Source organism: Methylobacterium sp. 17Sr1-1, from assembly GCF_003173775.1.
GTDB lineage: Bacteria > Pseudomonadota > Alphaproteobacteria > Rhizobiales > Beijerinckiaceae > Methylobacterium.
Genome location: NZ_CP029552.1, coordinates 3,392,516 through 3,409,919 on the forward strand (window position 1 = coordinate 3,392,516; position 17,404 = coordinate 3,409,919).

The following is a 17,404-nucleotide window of genomic DNA, read 5'->3' on the forward strand; positions in this document are numbered from 1 at the left end:
GGGGTCAGGGGTGAGGGTGGCTCGGCCTCAGGATGAACCGCCGAGCGTCGAGCCGCGCGGCTCGATGGTTCAGAATCATTGCGGGACCCGAGCCATCCTCGCGCGATCTTCGATCGCCCCTACCCCCTCCCACACCTTGGTGCGAGACCGGGCAAGGATCTCTGGCAAGCCCGGCATCGCCTGGAGAGGGGATCCCGCGCTTCAATTCATCCCGGCTTCTTTCCCCGACGTGTGGTTGGTTTCGGGACGAGGAGCGCACCCCCGAACATCGTGAGATCGGACGACGGGGCAGGGCAGGGGACCCGCACCCTCAGATCGGATGCGCCCCGTGCCCCGTCGGCTCGCGCCGGTCCGTCTTCGGGCCGCCGGCCTCGGGCCGGATCCGCACCGGCACCGACTTCGCCGCCGGCGTCCCCGACTGGATGTCGTGGTGCGACAGCGCCATCAGGGGGTTCATCTCGGGGTAGTAGGCGCCCAGGCAGCCGTCCGGCAGCGAGAACGGCGTCACCGTGAGGCCCGTTACCTCGCGGGTGATCCCGTCGCCGGCGTCGCTGACCAGCGAGACGACCTGGCCGTCGCGGAGGCCCGCCCGGCGGATCTCCTCGGGGTTCATCAGCAGCACGTCGCGGGTTCCCTCGATCCCGCGCAGGCGGTCGCTGTAGCCGTAGATCGTGGTGTTGAACTGGTCGTTCGACCGCATGGTGATCAGCCGGTAGCGGCCGGGCGCGTCGTCGAAGCCCGTCGCCGACATCACCTCGGGTGCGGTGAACTCCGCCTTGCCGCTCTCGGTCTTCCAGATCCGCTCGCGCGCCGAGTTGCCGCGGTAGAAGCCGCCGGGGATCCAGAGCCGGTCGTTGAAGTCGTGGAACTCCTCCCGGTAGGTCTTGGCGATCTCGTCGCGGATCAGGCCGTAATCGCCGACCCAGGCGTCCCAGGTCACCTTCGGGTTCGGCGCAAGCGTCGCCTTGGCGAGCCCGGCCACGATCGCGACTTCGGACTTCAGGAAGTCGCTCGCCGGGGTGCGGCGGCCTTGCGAGCCGTAGATGCAGCTGAACGTGTCCTCGATGCTCACCGCCTGCGGACCGCTCGCCTGCCGGTCCTCCTCGGTGCGGCCGAGGCAGGGCAGGAGGTAGGCGATCTCGCCGTTGACGAGGTGCGAGCGGTTGAGCTTGGTCGCGACCTGCACGGTGAGGCGCATGCCGGTCCAGGCCTTCTCCATCCGGTCCTGGTCCGGGATCGCCCGCACGAAGTTGCCGCCGAGGCCGATGAAGCTCTTGATCTCGCCCGAGAGGATGCCCTCGCAGGCCTCGACCGTGTTGACGCCCTTCTCCCGCGGCGGCTCGAAGCCGAACTGCGCACTGAGCCGGTCGAGGGGCACCAGCTCCGGCTTCTCCGAGATGCCGACGGTGCGCTGGCCCTGCACGTTGGAATGGCCGCGCACCGGCGACACCCCGGTGCCCTCGCGCCCGATATTGCCCCTGAGCAGCAGGAGGTTGACCACCATCGCGACGTTCTCGAAGCCGTGCACGTGCTGCGTCAGGCCCATGCCGTAGAACGCGCAGACCCGCTCGGCCTCGACGTAGACCTGTCCCGCCGCCTCGATGTCGGCGCGGCTGATCCCGGATTCGCGCTCGATCTCCTCCCACGGGGTCGCCCGGACCTTCGCCTCGAACGCGTCGAGCCCGGTCGTGTGCTGGGCGATGAAGTCGACGTCGAGGACGCGGGTGCCCTTCGCCTTGGCGGCGTCGTCGGCGGCAAAGACGTGCTTGCACAGGCCGAGCATCACCGCGATGTCGCCGCCGGGCCGGACCTGATGGTACTGCGCGCTGATCGGCGTCGCCTTGCCGGTCAGCATCTCGACCGGGCTCTGCGGGTTGGTGAAGCTCTCCAGTCCCCGCTCGCGCACGGGATTGAAGGTGATGATCTTGACGCCGCGCTTCGCGGCCTCCTGCAGCGGGTGCAGGAAGCGCGGCGAGTTGGTGCCGGTGTTCTGGCCGAAGAAGAACATCGCGTCGCATTTCGACAGATCGTCGAACACGACCGTTCCGACGCTGGCGCCGATCACCTTCTTCAGCGCCACCGAGGTCGTCTCGTGGCACATGTTGGAGGAATCGGGCAGGTTATTGTTGCCGTAGAGCCGGGCGAACAGGGCGTAGAGATACGAGGTCTCGAGGCTGGCACGGCCCGACGAGTAGAACACCACCGATTTCGGGTCGAGACGGCGGAGTTCCGCGCCGATCTCGCGGAACGCCTCGTCCCAGCCGCACGCGACGTAGCGGTCGCTGGCGCGGTCGTAGCGCATCGGGTGGGTCAGCCGGCCCGTCTGCTCCAGCGCGTAGTCGCTCCAGCCGCGCAGCTCGGCCAGGGTGTGCTTGGCGAAGAAGTCCGGGGTACAGCGCCGCGTGGTCAGCTCCCACAGGGTCGCCTTGGCGCCGTTCTCGCAGAACTCGAAGGGGTGGTAGTTCGCCGGCTTCGCCCAGGAGCAGGAGACGCACATGAAGCCTTTCGGCTTGTTCTGGCGAAACAGGGTCTCGGTGGCGAGCGGCGTCGCCCATTCCTTGCCGAACACCTCGGCGATGCCGCGGACCGAGCCCCAGCCGCCGGCCGGGCTGTCGTAATGGACCGTGTTCTCCTCGACCGACATGCCGGCTCTCCCCTGCGGCAGGCGTGGCGCCGCCGTGGAGAGGGAACCCGCAGGGAGTAGGGAAAGTTCGCGAGGAGCGGTCTCAGCCGCCCTGGGCGTTGCGCCGCAGCCGCACCAGGGCGCGGTCGAGGGCGCCGAGGAAGGCGGAGCGGTCCTTGGCCGAGAACGGCTTCGGGCCACCGGTCACGGCGCCGGCTTCGCGCAGGGACTGCATCAGGTCGCGGGTGGCGAGCGCCATGCCGACGGAGGAATCGGTGAAGGCCTTGCCGGTGGGGGCGAGCACGCTGGCGCCCGCCTTCACGCAGCGGCTCGCCAGGGGCACGTCGGCGGTGACGACCACCGCCTGCGGCCCGGCCCGCTCGGCGATCCAGTCGTCGGCGGCGTCGAACTTGTCGGAGACGATGACTCGCTCGATCCACGGCTCGCGGGGGATCGTGATGAAGCTGTTCGACACCACCACGACGTGCGCGCCGTGCCGCCCGGCGACGCGGTAGACCTCGTCCTTCACCGGGCAGGCATCGGCGTCGACGTAGACCGTGATCATCGGGTCAGGTGCCGGGATTAAGGAAGAGGCTGTCGAATTCCGGCGGCGCGTAGTCCCGGCCGGTGATGTCGGTGATGACGACGTGGTCGTGGCCCTCGGCCTCGAGCTCCTGCGCCTTCTCCAGGGCATCCTCCGGCGAGGTGCGCTGGTGCGAGAGCGGGCCGGTGGCGGTGTGGGCGGTCACGACGAGGTGCATTGTCATCCTTGTGCAGGTGGGTTCGGCGCTTATCGCACGCTTTTGCGCGACGCGGCGAGCACCCGGGCAGGGGAGGGCGGCTTTCCTCTGCTGGAAGGGGGCTCGCGCCGAACAGCCGCTCTCGCCGCCCCGGCGAGCAGCCGGTGCGGCTCGGCCAGGGTCGCGGATGAGGGTTAACGGTGTGTTGATGAGGCGCGCCGCCTGATCCCTCCCCCCTCTGCGGGGGAGGGTGGCCCCCGGAGGGGCCGGGAGAGGGGCAGCGCGACCCTGATCCAGGGTTCGCCCTGCATCGAGGTCGCGACCTCTTGAGAAGCGGCGTCCCTTCTTCCGGCCTGCGCACGAGTGCTTCGCACTCGCAGCAGGCCACCCTCCCCCGCAGAGGGGGAGGATTCTCCCGCGCCGCACCGCCATTCGCCCGGACCACCTACGCCGCCGTGGCGGCCACCACCTGCCCACTGCCTGCGAGCGCCGCCTCGTAGACCTCCACGTAGCGCGCCGCGACGCTCGACCAGCGGTAATCCGACAGGTCCTCCGCGCCGCGCAGGATCGCGCCGCGCTCCAGCCGGTCGTAGGCGCCGCGGATCGCCGCGGCGGCGGCCGCGGCATCGGCGAAATCCGTGAGCGTGATCGACGGGTGGCGCTGTTTCAGCCAGGCGAAGGCGTCGTTGGGATGGGCCACCGGGACGAGGCCGGCGCTCAGGGCCTCGATCAGCGCGATCCCGAATCCCTCGTATTGCGAGGCCGAGACGAACAGGCTCGACTGCCCGATCAGCTCGCGGACCGCAGGGGCGTCGAGGCCGGTATGCAGGCTCACCGAACCGGTGAGCCCCAGGCGGTCGGCCTCGGCGGTGAGGGCCTCCGCGGTGACGTCGGAGGGCACGCCGACGATCCGCAGGCGCCAGCCGGCCCCGTCGGCGTTCAGCGCCTGCATGGTCGCGAGCAGCCGGTCGAGGCGCTTGTTGTAGGCGAAGCGCCCGATCGTCAGCAGCGCGCGGCGGGGCTCGGGAGCGGCGGCGCCGGCGAATTTCTCCAGGTCGACGCCGTTCTGGATCACCGGCACGCCGCCGTGCGTGATGCCCTGGAACAGCCGGGCGTCGCTGTCGCTGCACGCCACGATCGCCTCGTAGCCGCGCACGCTCATCCGGGTCGGGCCGTCGAACCACAGCTTCTTCAGCCGCGAATGCGCGCTGGTGTGGAAGAAGCCGCCATGGGTCGTCGCCACCATCGGGCGGCGGTGCAGGGGCTTCGCGAGCGCGAAGGCGTCGAAGAAGAAATCGACGGCGTGGACGTGGACGAGGTCGGCGTCGCCGAGGTGCCGGAAGACCGAGGGCGCGACAGGGTAGCGGTGCGAGCCGAAGAACGGGATCCGCTCGATGTCGATCCCCTCCAGCCGCTCCCGCGCCGGCAGCCGCGCCTCGGGCGCCGAGAACAGCCGGTCGAGGGTCAGGACCCGAACGCGGTGGCCGAGGCGGGCCTGCTCGCGGGCGAGGTTGGCGACGAAATCCTCGAGCCCGCCGCGGTTGGGCAGGAACTGGCGGACTACGTGCAGGATCGAGAGGGAGGATCGCGTCGGGGTGCTCACGATGTCGCTCACGGCTCGCAGGAGGGCTTGGACCGGGCGGCGGCCTGGATCGCGGCCACGACGGGGGCGGTGGCGCCGGCGGGGTCGAGCCGCAGCGGATAATCCGGTGCCCACAGGTCGCCGGCGGCCCACACGGTCCAGCCGATCCAGGCCTGCGGGTTCGCGTTGAGGTGGCGCAGGATCGCCCCCAGGCGATCGGCGCAGCCGCGGTTGCCGGGGGCACCGATCTCGCCGAGGAAAGCGCGGCGTCCGTTCTGGGCGAGCCAGCCGGTCAGGCGCTCCACGGCCTGGAGGGCGTCGGCGCCGCGGCTGCACTCGGCATGGGTGCCGGAATAGTCGGCGTCGAGGTACTGATGCACCTCGTAGGCGAAGTTGTCGCCCGGATCGACCGTACCGAGCATGATCGCGGCGTTGTTGCCGGTCGGCAGGTCGGCGGTCCAGCTATGCGCCCCGGTCCAGCCTGAGCCCGGCACCAGCACCAGCTGCTTGGCCCCCGTCTCCCGGATCGCCGCGATGGCGGCGTTGGCGGCGGTGAGCCAGCGGTCGGCCGGGATGTCGTGCGGCTCGTTCATCAGCCCGAACACCACCGAGGCATCGCCCCGGAAGTGCCGCGCCAGGCGCCGCCAGACGTCGGCGAAGGCCTCTGGCGTCACCATCTCGGTGCCGATCCGCGCCTTGCCGTAATAGGCGTAGTTGTGCAGGTCGATCACCGTGCGCATCCCTCCTTGCGTCGCGGCCGAGACCGCGGCTTCGAGGCGGGCGAGCTCCTCCGGATCGAGGGGCTGGCGCAGGGCCGGCTGCAGCCGCTCCCAGCGGACCGGCAGCCGCATCGTCGTCATCCCCAGACCCGCGAAGCGGCCGATCGTCGGCGCCGAGGGGTAGAGGTAGTCGAAGCCGTAGCGGCCCGGCACGGTGCCGAACTCGGCCCCGCTGATGTTGACGCCGCGCAGGCAGGTGGGCGCCGCAGCGGCAGGGGAGGGGGGGAGCGCCAGGATCAGGCAGGCGAGGGCGAGGAGGCGGCGCATCTCATTCCGCCGCATGCGCGGGAGCCGCCGCCGCGTGCGCGGGGGCCGGGGAGAGGGGTTGCGCCGGGGCCCAGGCCCGGCGGGTGAAGAAGGCGGTCGCGCGGCTGTCGATGTCCCAGTTCGCCCGCACCCAGCGGGCGAGCACCAGGTTGATGACGATCGTCCAGCCGACATTCGCCACCGCGACGCCCATGATGCCGAACGGCACCGCGATGAGGCAGAGCAGGACCGCGTAGACGGAGTACAGGATCGCGTTGCTGATCAGGATGTAGCGCTCGCCGCCGCCGATCGTGAGCAACGTCGGGCCGGGGCCGAAGAAGGCGCCCACCACCGCCGACAGGCTGAGCACCATCAGCACGTCGGTATGGGCGGCGAAATCCGGCTTGAACAGGCCGAGGGCGAAGGGCGCGCCGACCGCCATCACCACGGCGCCCGCCGACGAGATCGCGAAGCTCGCCAGCGACAGCCGGCCGATCAGGCGCTGCGCCCCCTCCCGGTCGCGGGCCTGGAAGTGGCTCGCGATCATCGGCATGCTGACCGTGTCGATCGCCGCGCTCGGCAGGTTGATCAGCGTCGCGTAGCGCAGGGCGACGAAGTAGAACGCTGCCTGTTCCATGCCGAGAGCGGCGCCGACGATCACGGTCTCGAGGAAGGCGGCCGCGGCCACGATCACGTTGTTGGCGGTGAACAGCAGGCTCTCGCCGCGCCAACCCTGTGCCTTGTGCGGGTGGCGGAAGCCCCCGCGCCAGGAATCCCAGCCGTGCAGCCCCGCGAGGTGGCGGATCTGGTAGAGCGTCATCGCGAGGAGCAGACCGAGCACGATCTCCATCGCGACCGTCGCGCCGGTGAGGAGGCCGGCCGAGGCGGCGCCCCAGAGCAGCACCGAGCAGGCGCCGCGCCACACCACCTCCCGGGGCAGCAGCGCGAGCCAGATCCGGCCGTGAACGCGAAAATAGTTCTGCAGGTACTCGGACAGGGCGAACACGCCCGCGAAGGCACAGGCGAGGTGGAGCCGGTGATAGGGGTCGGGCAGGGCCTCCTCGGCGACGAAGACCACCGCGCTCGAGGCCAGCATCAGCAGAATCGCCGCGGTGACCCAGGCGAGGTTGTAGCGCACCAGCGCGTCGTTGTGCGGCACCACGCCGTCGCGCGCCCGGTAATGCTTCAGCACCAGGTTCTGCTGGCCGAACGCCGCGATCAGCCCGAGCCCGCTGCCGAAGGTGAACAGGAACACGTAGACGCCGTACTCGTAGGTGGTGAGCAGGCGGCTCGCGACCAGCAGCATCACGAAGCCGAGGACGGCGCTCGCGATGCGGGCGACGAAGGCCGAGGCGAATTGCTGCGTGCGGCCCGACCGGCGCAGCCGCGCGACGAGTGTCAGCATCGTGTCCGTGGCCTCTCGCTGAGCGCGGGGGCTTGTCGCGCCCGCCGCTCCGACTCCCGGGGTAGCAGTCATCCCCTATCGGGACTTTAACGCGATCCCTCGCACCCGCTGCGAATGCCGAGACATCATCGCCTTGCCGGCCCGGGACGAGAAGCTTAGCCATTCGCAACGACTCAGATACGGCGTTGTCGGTATTCGTCCAATCTGTCGTTAACCCTGCGCTGAATTAAGACTGCATCTCGGATGGGGTGGGCTGCATTCACTTTGCGCGGGGCGCGACCGGCCGGTAATTCTTCATCGATCCCGGCGATGGTCTTGCCTCGACACGGATCACCTCAACCCCGATTGGATGCGTCCCATGCCTGACCGCACCCTCGACATGGCGCCTGGAGCCGCGAGCGTCGACCGTCTCGATCTCGAGGGCGTCACCGTGAGCGACCTCACCCGCGACCAGCTGCTCGCCCGCCTGCGCGACGTCCTCGACCGGCGCGCCCAGCTGTGCCTCGGCTTCTGCAACGCCAACATGCTGCTCAAGGCCCTGTGCACGCCGGCCTACGCGGCGTCCCTGCGCAGCTTCCTGCTCGTCAGCGACGGGCTCGGGATCGACCTGTGCTCGGCCCTGTTCCGCGGCCGCTTCTTCCGCCAGAACCTCAACGGCACCGACCTGATCCCGGCCTTCCTGGCCGCCGAGACGGTACCGCGCACGCTGTTCCTGCTCGGGGCCAAGCCCGGCATCGCCGAGGCGGCGGCGCGCAACCTGGCGCTGCTCTATCCCCAGCACCGGGTCGTCGGCGTGCAGGACGGCTACTTTCCGGCCGAGGAGCTGGGGGCGGTGATCGCCGGGATCAACGCCGCCTCGCCCGACATCCTGCTCGTCGCCCTCGGCAATCCGGGCCAGGAGACCTTCATCGCCGAGCACGCGCACCGGATCGACGCGCGGCTGCTGATGGGGGTCGGGGCGCTGCTCGACTACACGGCCGGCGCGTCCGTCCGGGCCCCTGCGGCGTTCCGCCTCGTGCGGCTCGAGTGGTTGTTCCGCCTTCTGCGCGAGCCGCGCCGCCTCGGGCGCCGTTACACCGTCGACATCGTGGTCTTCGTGGCGACGATCCTCCGCCTACGGCTGGCGGGCCTCGTGCGCGACCGTCCCTTCCGCGTCGCCCGCTCGTGATCCTGGCGCCGGCGCGAGGGGGCTGGCCTCTCGTAGACAATTCGGCAAACTTGAAGACCTAGAACAATCGACGAGGGCAACGGCATCGGGCGCTGCTCGGCGGACAGGGCGAAGGACGAGTTCAGATGCTGACCGACGGCGCACGCGAAGGGCCGATCTCGGGGCCGATCCTGGGACCGGCCGCGGAGAGCCTGGCGGCGGAGCCGGTCCCGGTCGTGCTCGGCGACGCGTTCGGCTGGTTCAGCCCGGGCGCGCGCCGGCGCGGCGTTCTCCTTTGCGGCACCTTCGGGTTCGAGCAATGGTGCGCCTACCGCTCCTGGCGCGAGCTCGCCGCGATGATCGCCGGCACCGGCTGCCCGACCCTGCGCTTCGACTATCCGGGCCAGGGCGATTCCCGTGATCCGGCGGGCCCCGAGATCCCGGCGGCGCTCGACGCGATCCGGGCCGGTATCGCCTACCTGCGCGAGCGGGCGGGGGCGGAGGAGGTCGTGGTGGTGGGCCTGCGCCTCGGCGCGACCCTGGCCGCGCTCTCGGGCGGGGACATCGACCGGCTGGTGATGCTGGCGCCGTTCTCCACCGGCAAGGCCTATCGCCGCGAGATGGCGATGCAGTCGCGGCTCATCGACGTGATGCCCGACCGCACGCCGATGCCGCAGGAGCCCGACTCGCTGATGGTCGGCAGCTTCCTCCTCGGGCCGCGGACCCTCGCCGACCTCGCCCGGCTCGACCTCGCGGCCTCCAAGCGCGCCCCGGCGCCGCAGATCCTGATGCTCGGGCCGAAGATCGAGACCCTGGCCGAGCGCTACCGGGCGCTCGGGAGCGATGTCGAGACCGGGCCGCTCCCCGACCTGACCCAGCTCGTCTCCGATCCGCTCTTCCCCCGCCTTCCGGCCGAGACCTTCGCGCGGGTGCGCGACTTCGCCGTGGCGCAGGCGCCCGCGCCGGCCGCCTCCTCGCCCGTCCCCGCGTCCATCCCCTCGCCCGCGCCGTGCCGGCTCGCCGATGCGGCGTGGCAGGAGGAGGTGTCGCGCTTCGGCCCCGGCCTCGTCGGCATCCTGTGCCGGCCGCGGGGGGCGTGGGGCGGCGGCACGGTGCTGGTGGTCAATTCCGGGCGCAACCCGCGCGCCGGCCACGGCCGGCAGACGACGCAGCTCGCCCGGCGGCTGGCTGCGTCCGGCATCGCCTCGTTCCGCTTCGACCTGCGCGGCGTCGGCGACAGCGCCGAGCGCCCGGACGGCGCCCCGCCGCTCTACACCGTGGACGCGGTCGAGGACGTCCAGGCCGCGCTCAACCATCTCGAGGCCCGGCAGCACACGCCCTGCGTGGTCCTCGGCGTCTGCAGCGGCGCGTTCCTGGCCTTCCAGACGATCTGCCGCGACGAACGGCTGTCCGCGGCGGTCCTGGTCAACCTGTACTGCTTCGACGTCGCGCCCGGCACCGACGTCGAGACGATGATCCGCGATTCCTTCCGCGGCGAGGTGAGCTACGCGGAGCGGGCGCGGCAGGGCGCCCTCTGGCGCCGGATCGTCAGCGGCGAACTGCCCGTCGGCCGGATCCTGCGGGCGGTGGGGCGCGACGCCCGGGCCCGGCTCGCGGCCTGGACGGCGCGCATCCCGGGCCTCGCCCCGGGCGGCGTGACGGTGGCCCGGCGGGTGGCGCGGCTGCGCCGCCGCGGCGCACGGATCCACGCGGTCTACAGCCGGGGCGACCGGGGCATCGCCGCGCTCGCCGCCAATCTCGGCCAGTCGCCCGAGGGTATCGCGCGCAAGCTCGGCTACCCCGTCACCGTCCTGGACGACGTCGACCACAACCTGAGCCGGCCCGCCGACCAGGAGCGGCTCTTCGCGATCGTGCGGGACGCCGTCGAGGATGCGCGGCGCGCCCGCAGCGCCGAGCCCGAAGCCGGCCTGGCGGCCCGCCCGCGCGACGTCCCGGACCCGTCCGGGTCCCGTCCGGCCCCCGTTGCGGCGGTGCGGGCGTGAGCGGCGTCGCCCTCACCGGCGGCCCGGGGGCCGCGCGGGCGACCCTCGTCGTGACGGCCAGGCCCGGAGCGCGTTGCGGCGTCTCCGACTACACCGAGAAGCTGCGCACGATCATCGGCGAGCGCGGCCTCGACGTCCGGGTGGAGCGCCTGCCGACCTGGTCGGTCCGGGGCCTGCTGCGCGTCTGGCGGCAGGGCGCCGGCCGCCGCTCGGTCCTGCACGTGCAGTACCCGTCGATGAATCTCGGCAAGTCGCCGGCCGTCGCCCTCGCGCCGGTCCTGGTCGGGGGCTCGCGCCTCTACCTGACCCTGCACGAGTTCACGATCTTCAACCGGGTCCGGAAATGCTATTTCCTGACCTTCGCGCTGTCGCGCGCCACGGTGATCTTCTCGAACGAGTTCGAGCGCCGCGCCTTCGAGGCGTTCTTCCCTGTCCGCCGCTGCCGCACGCTGGTGGTGCCGATCGGCTCCAACATCGCGGTCGGCCGGCCGGACGTCCCCTCCGAGGCGCGCGAGCCGACGCTGGTCTATTTCGGCCAGATCGGCCCGGACAAGGGTCTCGAGGATTTCCTGGCGGTGGCGGAGCGGCTGCGCGCCGAGGGCGAGCGGCTCGCCATCGCGGTCATCGGCTCGCCCTCCGGCCCCGATTGCCCGGTCTTCCGGGAGGTCTCGGCGCGGGCCGAACGGCTCGGAATCCGGCTCGTCCTCAATGCCGAGCCGGAGCGGGTCTCCGACGAATTGTCCCGGGCCCGCGTCGCCCTCCTGCCGTTCCCCGACGGGGTGAGCGAGAAGCGCGGATCGGCTCTCGCGTGCCTGGAGCACGGCCTGGCGGTCGTCACCACGCACTCGGCCAAGACGCCGGACTGGCTCGAGGCCGCGACGGTGCCCCACCTCTCGGTCGAGGCGACGGCGGCCGCCATCCGCGGGCTGGTCTCGGCGGAGGGCCACCGCGCGGCCCTCGCCGGCCGCGATCCGGACGCCCTGCGCGCCCGCACCTGGCCGAGCATCGCCGAGCGGCACCTGGCACTGTACGGGTTGGGATGACGTGGCGTCTGTTTGATCTATTGTATTGCTAATAAACCGCGGGATCGCCTGGAGAGGGGGGACGCGCTTTATCTTTTCTCGAACATCTCGGGCGGAAAGCGTTTGACCTCCGGGTCAGCCCCCCGCCGCCGCGGCGAAGGCCCGGCTCAGCCCCTGCCACACCTCCATCCCGTACATGATCTCGCCGCCCGGCGGCGGCCGGGAGAAGTCGTAGACCGGCGCCGCCCGGAAGCGCTCGGGGCCGAACCCGAACAGGGCGAGGTTGCCGGTCTGGCTGCGATGGCAGGCGAAGGCCGCCTCCTTGCGGCGGGCCGCCTCCGGCGTCAGCGGGACGACGACCTCCGGGCAGCCCGGATCGTCGAGGAAGCGCCCGGTGCGCAAGGCCCCGTTCACCCGGTGGTAGCTGGTGAATTCGAGCCGCGCCGGGGCGTGGCTGCCCTGGCGGGCGAGGCGCGCGCAGGCCTGCTGCACCGCGAAGGCCGCCGCGTCGTGATCGAAATGGCCGCCCTCGTAGGGGTGGGTCAGGACCGCGTCGACGCAGATCAGGTCCTCGGCCAGCCGCTCGATCACGGTCGCCAGGTGGTCCGCGAGCCGCCCGTCCGGGATTTCGTAGAAGACCTGGCGGGCGAGGCGGCCCTCGACCAGCACGGCGAGCGCGTCGACGAGCTCGCCGCGTCGCGCCGCCGCGTAGGCCTGGCGCGTCGGGAACCCGGCCTGCGCCGCGAAGGCCGGATCGAGCGGCGCGCCGTCCGAGATCTGCAGCAGGGTGAGGTCCCGCAGATGGGCCATCACGCCGCCGAGCCCGATCGTCTCGTCGTCCGGATGCGCCGTGACGACCGCCACCGCCAGATCGAGGGGCTGGCGCGCCGCCAGGGTGCGCAGCACCCGCTCCCCGGCCGCGGCAGGATCGGTCGTCATGGGCGTCCTCATGGTCGTCGTCTTCTTGGCGGCTTCGGCCCGGGTGGTCATGCGGTGAGATTCATCGTGCGCCCGCGGGGACGGGCTGGTCGGCGGTCTCGAGGCGGTAGCGGGCGAGGTCGGCGAGGCCCGGGCGGGTCGCCTTGCCGGACCACGCATCCGCGATCGACCCGATATCGACGGCGACGCCGCCGCGGGCGGCGATCTCGCGGCAGTAGAGCTTGCCCAGGTAGCCGGCCGCGACGAGCCAGAGCACGCCCGGCCAGTCCCGGCCGCGCAGCCGCGCCGTCACCCGCCCGAAGGCGTCCGGGTAGTGGGGACCCGGCATCCCGGTCGCGCCGATGACGGCGGCGAAGCGCTTCTCCTCCGGCACGAGCAGGGCGGCCGCGACCCGTGTGCCGGGCCGGCGCGCCAGCGCGGCGGCCAGAGCCGGGTGGCAGGAGATCAGGCCGACCGGGTGACCGGCCGCGAGCAGCCGATGCAGGGCGCCCGAGAGGTGCAGGTCCAGGTGGATGTCGTGGGTGCAGAAGGCCGTGTCGCCCTGCTCCAGCAGGGGCGCGACCTCGCGCAGCACGTTGGTGCAGCTCGGTACGCCGTCGGGGCTGGCGATGCCGTATTCGTGCCGGATCCGCTCCGGGTAGGTCACGCCCACCACCGAGGCGGCCCGGATCGCCTCCAGGACGCGCTCGCGCAAGGCCACGAAGTCCGGGCGGTCGACCAGGGCGTCGCTGCCGAACCAGGTCCGCAGGATGCGCTTGCGGTTGCGGCGGTAGAGGCTGTGGAAACGCCCGTCCTCCTCGTCGGGATCGCTGATCCAGGCGCCCTCGCCGTCGCCGAGCCGGACCAGCGAGAAGGGATGCCGCCCGGCCAAGGCCGCGGCGATGCGCGCCTCCACGGAGGCGGTGTCGAGGTGGCGCGGGCTTTCGCGGACCGCCATGGCGAGGCGCATCGCTTCCGCCTCGGGATAGCGCCGCATGTAGGCGATCAGCTGCTCGAGCCGCTCCACCCGGCTCGACTGCGCCGGCCTCGCCGGGAAGGCCGAGAGGCAGGCCTGCGCCTCGGCGAGCCGGCCCGCCCCGGCGAGCTGGCGCACGGACTGGACCAGGGTGAGGAGGTCGCCCGGATCCGCCGCCCGCGCCCGCGCGAAGTCGCGCGCGGCGCCCGGCCCGTCGCCCGCCCGCCGGCGCAGGACCGCGCGCTCGCGCCAGCCGTAGGGCAGGTGCGGAAAAAGCCGGCACAGCTCCGCCACGATCGCCGCCGCGCCGAGGACGTCGCCGCGATCCCGCAGGGCCTCGGCGGCCCGGACCGCCGCGACGGGATCGGCGCCGGCCCGCGCCCAGCCGCCCCGCGCCGGCGCCCGTCGCATCGGCTCGGCGGCCGTCATGGTGCGCCCGCCGGCGCGCCCGTCGCGGCGGGGGAGGACGCGCCGGACCCGCTCACGGCGCGTCGCCCCCGGCCTTCTCGATCTCGAACACGAAATGCGTGCAGAACAGGAGCCGGAGCAGGTTGGTGGTGCGGATGTCGAGGCCGAGCCGCTGCCCGGTCTCGATCAGGGTGCGGTGGACGAAGCCTTCCGGTCCCATCATGGGGTTGAACGGCGTCTCGTCGCTCGCCGTCAGGGTGATCAGCAGGCGCCGGAGCAGGAACACGAAGGCGTCGTGCTTCGGCTCGACCCGGGTCAGCCGCAGGCCCGCCTCCCGCGCGGCGACCTTCATGCCGTAGGGCGTGAAGTTGAAGGTGCCGAAATCCTGCATCTGCTCCAGGTAGGCCACCTGCCCGATCAGCTTGCCACCGGGCCGCAGCACCCGGGCGATCTCGCCGAAGCTGAGATCGATGTGCTGCACGTGGTGGAGCACCACCATCGCCCAGACCACGTCGAATTCCCCGTCGGCGAAGGGCAGCACCCGCCCGTCGTAGAAGCGCACCGCGTCGCCGAGGCGCGCCACGTCGTCCCGCACCAAGCCCGAGACGCTGTCGAGGTAGTCGACGCCCTGCCAGGCGTAGCCGAGCGACTCGATGAAGGGTCGGCTGTGCATCGCCCCGCAGCCGAAATCGAGCAGCCGCGCGCCGGGCCGGAAGGCGGCGGCGAGCAGGTCCTCGGCGGACGCCGCCTCCAGGCTGTCGCCGCGCACCGCCGGGCCGACCTCGTGGTAGAACGAGCCGTCCATGGCCAGCGTCGTCGCCCGGGCGGCGATCGCGCCGATCAGGCGCTCGAGCTGCGCGTCCAGGGTCTCGGGTTCCGGGGTCTCGGGCTCCGGGGGCGCGGCCGGCCCGGGATCCGGCGGGGCGGCGGGCGCCGGGGCAGGTTTGCCGCGGTCGGGATCGAGGATCCGTGCGAGGGTGCGGCGCAGGGCCGTGAGGCCGGGGCGGGTGGTCGGGCGCGTCACGGCCGTCGGCTCCGAAGGGTTTCGATCATGGCGCGGTACGCCGCGGCGGCGGCCTCGGGCGCGTGCGTGCTGCGCAGGCGGCGCGCCGCCCCCGATCCGAGCGCCGCGCGCCGGTCCGGCGCGGCGACGAGCGTGGCAAGGGCGGTCGTCCAGGCGTCCCGCCCCGCGGCGAGATGGATGTCGACCCCGTCCTGCAGGGTCTCGCGGTGGGCGGGCGTGTCGTCCGCCAGGGTCGGGATCCCGAAGCGCGCGGCGGCAAGCCAGCCGGTCGGCGCCAGGCAGGCCTCGGCCTCGCTGCCGTCCGCCGGGACGAGGTTCAGGTCGCAGCCGCGCAGCGCCTCCTCCCAGTCCCGGACGGGGCCGGCTTGCGTGATGCGATCGGAGAACGGCGCGAAGGCGTCGTCGAGAAGGACGAAGCCGGCCGTCGTCAGCCTGACCTGCGGCTCCCTCTCCAGGACGTGCAGCAGCGCCGCGCCGGTGGCATCCGCCGGGCCCACGACCCGCGATCGCGCCGCGTGGAGGAACAGGCCGATCCCGTCGCCGGTCTCGCGCGAGGCTGCGTCCGGCACCGCGACGTCCCGGACGACGAAGCTGCGGCCCGTCCCGACGACCCGGTCGAGATGCGCGGCCAGCGCCCGGGTCGGCGCGAGGCCGTACGCGCAGAGCGCGGCCGCCCCGCGATAGAGCGCCACCCCGAAGACCAGGTCGTCGTAGACCTGCTCGCCGATCCGGCCCGCGAAGGCCGCGAGCGGCGGCGGGGCATGGTGCGGATCGACCGTCAGCTCGTCGGTCTCGTACACGGTCGGGACGCCGAGCCGCCGGGCGCGCACGAGCGCCTGAACCACGGTGGGCCAGGCCGGCATCCGCACCACGATGGCGGCGTGCGCCTCCGGCAGGGCTTCCTCGAACGCCCGGACCGCACCGAGATCGAAGACGCGCACGGCGCAGCCGAGCAGGTCGATCGACCGCTCCAGCCGGCGGCGGGCGCCGTCCGGCAGGCCGTCGGCCAGCACCGCGACGAAGGGTTCGGGCGACGGCGCCCGCGTGCCGGCGGGCAGGCAGGCGGCCGACAGGTCGGCGACGCCGCGGATGGCCTCGGCGAGGCAGGCGTCGCCCTCCTCCCGGCGTCCTTGCGCGTAGAGCGCCCGAGCGGCGCGGCCGCGCTCGGCGAAGTAGCGCTCGGCGGCGTCGCGGACCAGGGCGTCGCCCAAAGGCGCGGGCACCGGGCCGGCGAGCGCCCGGGGAAGGCGGGCGAACAGGCGCGGCCACGCGGCGCGCGCCGCCGCCGCGGTCACGAAGCCGCGGAAAGCGACCTCACAGGCCGCCGCGTCCGCCGCCGGGCTGCCTGGAAGACCGTCCAAGAGCTCCTCGTCGTCCAAGAGCTCCTCGTAGAGGGCGAGGGCGGCGCTCCAGGCGCCGGCGCGGCCATAGGCCTCGGCGAGTCGCGCCCGCGTCGTGCGGGAGGGCGCGCGCGCCGCGGCCAGCTCGTAGGCCCGGATCGCCGCGGAAGAGTGGCGTGCGGCGAAATGGTCCCCGACCGCGATCAGGAACGACGCCGCGTCCTCGCCGTAGGGAATCTGCTCGCCGGATTCGGCGAAGCCCTCGCGCAGGAAATGGGCGAGGGCCGCCCAGCGATGGGCGGCGGCGCGCGGGTAGAGGCGCGTGTAGAAGCGCCACGGGAAGGCCGCGGGGTAGGCCCTCAGGGACAGGCCGAGGCGCGCGAGATGCGCCGCCTGGTGGCCCGGGTCGCCCTCCGCTCCGCCCTGCGCCTGCCAGGCGGCGAGGCAGGTCGCGTCGTCGGCATGGGCGAAAGCCGGGTGGGTCTCGCGAAAATGGTCCGGATCAAAGCCCGCCATCTGGTCCGGCCGGTAGGCGAGGCCCGAGGCCTTGCCGGCCGCGGCGTAGTGCAGGCCGGCCTCGTCGTCCGACAGGTCCCGGAGCTCCGGGTTGCGGTCGCGGTAGCCCTGCGGGCTGAAATCGGCCGGTAGGCGCGGGGTGCCGCGCCCCGCCCCGCCGTCGCGACCGGCGGGTCGGTCAGTGCCATCCCGTAGCGGCTCCGGACCGCCCAGGTGGAGATGGGAATTTTCACTTAAATTTGCGCGCAATTCCTTGGGAAGACGCTGATCGTCGCCCGTTGTTGCCGGGCGATTGCTGCGAAGCAGGTGAATATTTCTTGATATGTTCTTGAGTAATTTCATGCTTCGCCGCGCAAGACCAATGCACCATGAAAATACAAATTTGCCGGCTTGCTGACTTACGATCGACACGCCGTATCAGGCCGCGCCAATCCTGTAAAGTAACGAGGGTGTGGACGACGACTTGCCGTGCGTCAGAGGTTCAGGATGAGACTGTCATGCAGGTCGTGCGAGACAGACCGGCCCGATCGCGCAATCCAAGATTGTAGAGTCGCGACGAAACGATGACGAGGCGCGAATCGTCCACTTGGCGCATGTGACCGGCGGTCGGAGGAGCGGGTGTGCCGTCGCGTGCGGACGGGCAAGAGTATGGACCGGCGACGGCGCGACTTGCGT

13 protein-coding genes are annotated in these 17,404 nt (G+C 72.3%); 3 read left to right on the forward strand and 10 right to left on the reverse strand.

Going from position 1 to position 17,404, the window contains the following annotated elements:
• Positions 1-310: 310 nt before the first annotated feature.
• The 6 genes from DK412_RS15245 to DK412_RS15270 form a co-directional block, all read right to left on the reverse strand.
• Entirely contained in the window at positions 311-2,644 is a 2,334-nt protein-coding gene (locus DK412_RS15245) for an FdhF/YdeP family oxidoreductase (protein WP_109972615.1), read from the reverse strand.
• Between the two features lie 82 nt (positions 2,645-2,726).
• Positions 2,727-3,188, reverse strand: coding sequence for a YaiI/YqxD family protein (locus DK412_RS15250; RefSeq protein WP_109972616.1), 462 nt, complete (start codon positions 3,186-3,188; stop codon positions 2,727-2,729).
• A 4-nt stretch (positions 3,189-3,192) separates the two neighbouring features.
• Positions 3,193-3,384: a hypothetical protein gene (locus DK412_RS15255; RefSeq protein ID WP_109972617.1), complete on the reverse strand. Its 192-nt coding sequence runs from the start codon at positions 3,382-3,384 to the stop codon at positions 3,193-3,195.
• 424 nt (positions 3,385-3,808) lie between these two features.
• Positions 3,809-4,966, reverse strand: coding sequence for a glycosyltransferase family 4 protein (locus DK412_RS15260; protein ID WP_245446956.1), 1,158 nt, complete (start codon positions 4,964-4,966; stop codon positions 3,809-3,811).
• Between the two features lie 8 nt (positions 4,967-4,974).
• Positions 4,975-5,991, reverse strand: coding sequence for a glycoside hydrolase family 5 protein (locus DK412_RS15265; protein WP_204165379.1), 1,017 nt, complete (start codon positions 5,989-5,991; stop codon positions 4,975-4,977).
• A 1-nt stretch (position 5,992) separates the two neighbouring features.
• Positions 5,993-7,375: a lipopolysaccharide biosynthesis protein gene (locus DK412_RS15270; protein WP_109972619.1), complete on the reverse strand. Its 1,383-nt coding sequence runs from the start codon at positions 7,373-7,375 to the stop codon at positions 5,993-5,995.
• Between the two features lie 358 nt (positions 7,376-7,733).
• Here DK412_RS15270 and DK412_RS15275 point away from each other — a divergent pair, with 358 nt between their 5' ends.
• The 3 genes from DK412_RS15275 (at position 7,734) to DK412_RS15285 (ending at position 11,568) form a co-directional block, all read left to right on the forward strand.
• Complete coding sequence (locus DK412_RS15275) at positions 7,734-8,543, forward strand: WecB/TagA/CpsF family glycosyltransferase (protein WP_162596218.1); 810 nt, start codon at positions 7,734-7,736, stop codon at positions 8,541-8,543.
• Positions 8,544-8,668: 125 nt separating this feature from the next.
• Positions 8,669-10,525 (forward strand): alpha/beta fold hydrolase, encoded by a 1,857-nt coding sequence (locus DK412_RS15280; protein ID WP_109972621.1) that lies wholly within the window; start codon positions 8,669-8,671, stop codon positions 10,523-10,525.
• On the forward strand, positions 10,522-11,568 hold the full coding sequence (locus tag DK412_RS15285; protein WP_109972622.1) for a glycosyltransferase: 1,047 nt from the start codon (positions 10,522-10,524) through the stop codon (positions 11,566-11,568). The genes DK412_RS15280 and DK412_RS15285 overlap by 4 nt, the downstream gene beginning before the upstream one ends.
• A 114-nt stretch (positions 11,569-11,682) precedes the next feature.
• Here DK412_RS15285 and DK412_RS15290 read toward each other — a convergent pair whose 3' ends face one another.
• From DK412_RS15290 to DK412_RS15305, 4 genes are all read right to left on the reverse strand, one after another.
• The gene (locus DK412_RS15290; protein ID WP_245446958.1) at positions 11,683-12,486 is read right to left on the reverse strand and encodes a PIG-L family deacetylase; all 804 of its coding nucleotides are present in this window, start codon (positions 12,484-12,486) and stop codon (positions 11,683-11,685) included.
• Positions 12,487-12,547: 61 nt separating this feature from the next.
• The gene (locus DK412_RS15295) at positions 12,548-13,870 is read right to left on the reverse strand and encodes a hypothetical protein (RefSeq protein ID WP_204165380.1); all 1,323 of its coding nucleotides are present in this window, start codon (positions 13,868-13,870) and stop codon (positions 12,548-12,550) included.
• A gap of 52 nt (positions 13,871-13,922) precedes the next feature.
• Entirely contained in the window at positions 13,923-14,873 is a 951-nt protein-coding gene (locus DK412_RS15300) for a class I SAM-dependent methyltransferase (RefSeq protein ID WP_109972623.1), read from the reverse strand.
• Positions 14,870-16,978, reverse strand: a complete 2,109-nt coding sequence (locus DK412_RS15305) for a glycosyltransferase (protein WP_109972624.1) — start codon at positions 16,976-16,978, stop codon at positions 14,870-14,872. The genes DK412_RS15300 and DK412_RS15305 overlap by 4 nt, the downstream gene beginning before the upstream one ends.
• Positions 16,979-17,404: the final 426 nt, after the last annotated feature.

Coding starts and splice junctions, on each gene's coding strand:
- DK412_RS15245 (WP_109972615.1), bottom strand. CDS start 2,644: ATGTCGGTCGAGGAGAACACGGTCCATTACGACAGCCCGGCCGGCGGC.
- DK412_RS15250 (WP_109972616.1), bottom strand. CDS start 3,188: ATGATCACGGTCTACGTCGACGCCGATGCCTGCCCGGTGAAGGACGAG.
- DK412_RS15255 (WP_109972617.1), bottom strand. CDS start 3,384: ATGCACCTCGTCGTGACCGCCCACACCGCCACCGGCCCGCTCTCGCAC.
- DK412_RS15265 (WP_204165379.1), bottom strand. CDS start 5,991: ATGCGCCGCCTCCTCGCCCTCGCCTGCCTGATCCTGGCGCTCCCCCCC.
- DK412_RS15270 (WP_109972619.1), bottom strand. CDS start 7,375: ATGCTGACACTCGTCGCGCGGCTGCGCCGGTCGGGCCGCACGCAGCAA.
- DK412_RS15275 (WP_162596218.1), top strand. CDS start 7,734: ATGCCTGACCGCACCCTCGACATGGCGCCTGGAGCCGCGAGCGTCGAC.
- DK412_RS15280 (WP_109972621.1), top strand. CDS start 8,669: ATGCTGACCGACGGCGCACGCGAAGGGCCGATCTCGGGGCCGATCCTG.
- DK412_RS15290 (WP_245446958.1), bottom strand. CDS start 12,486: ATGACGACCGATCCTGCCGCGGCCGGGGAGCGGGTGCTGCGCACCCTG.
- DK412_RS15295 (WP_204165380.1), bottom strand. CDS start 13,870: ATGACGGCCGCCGAGCCGATGCGACGGGCGCCGGCGCGGGGCGGCTGG.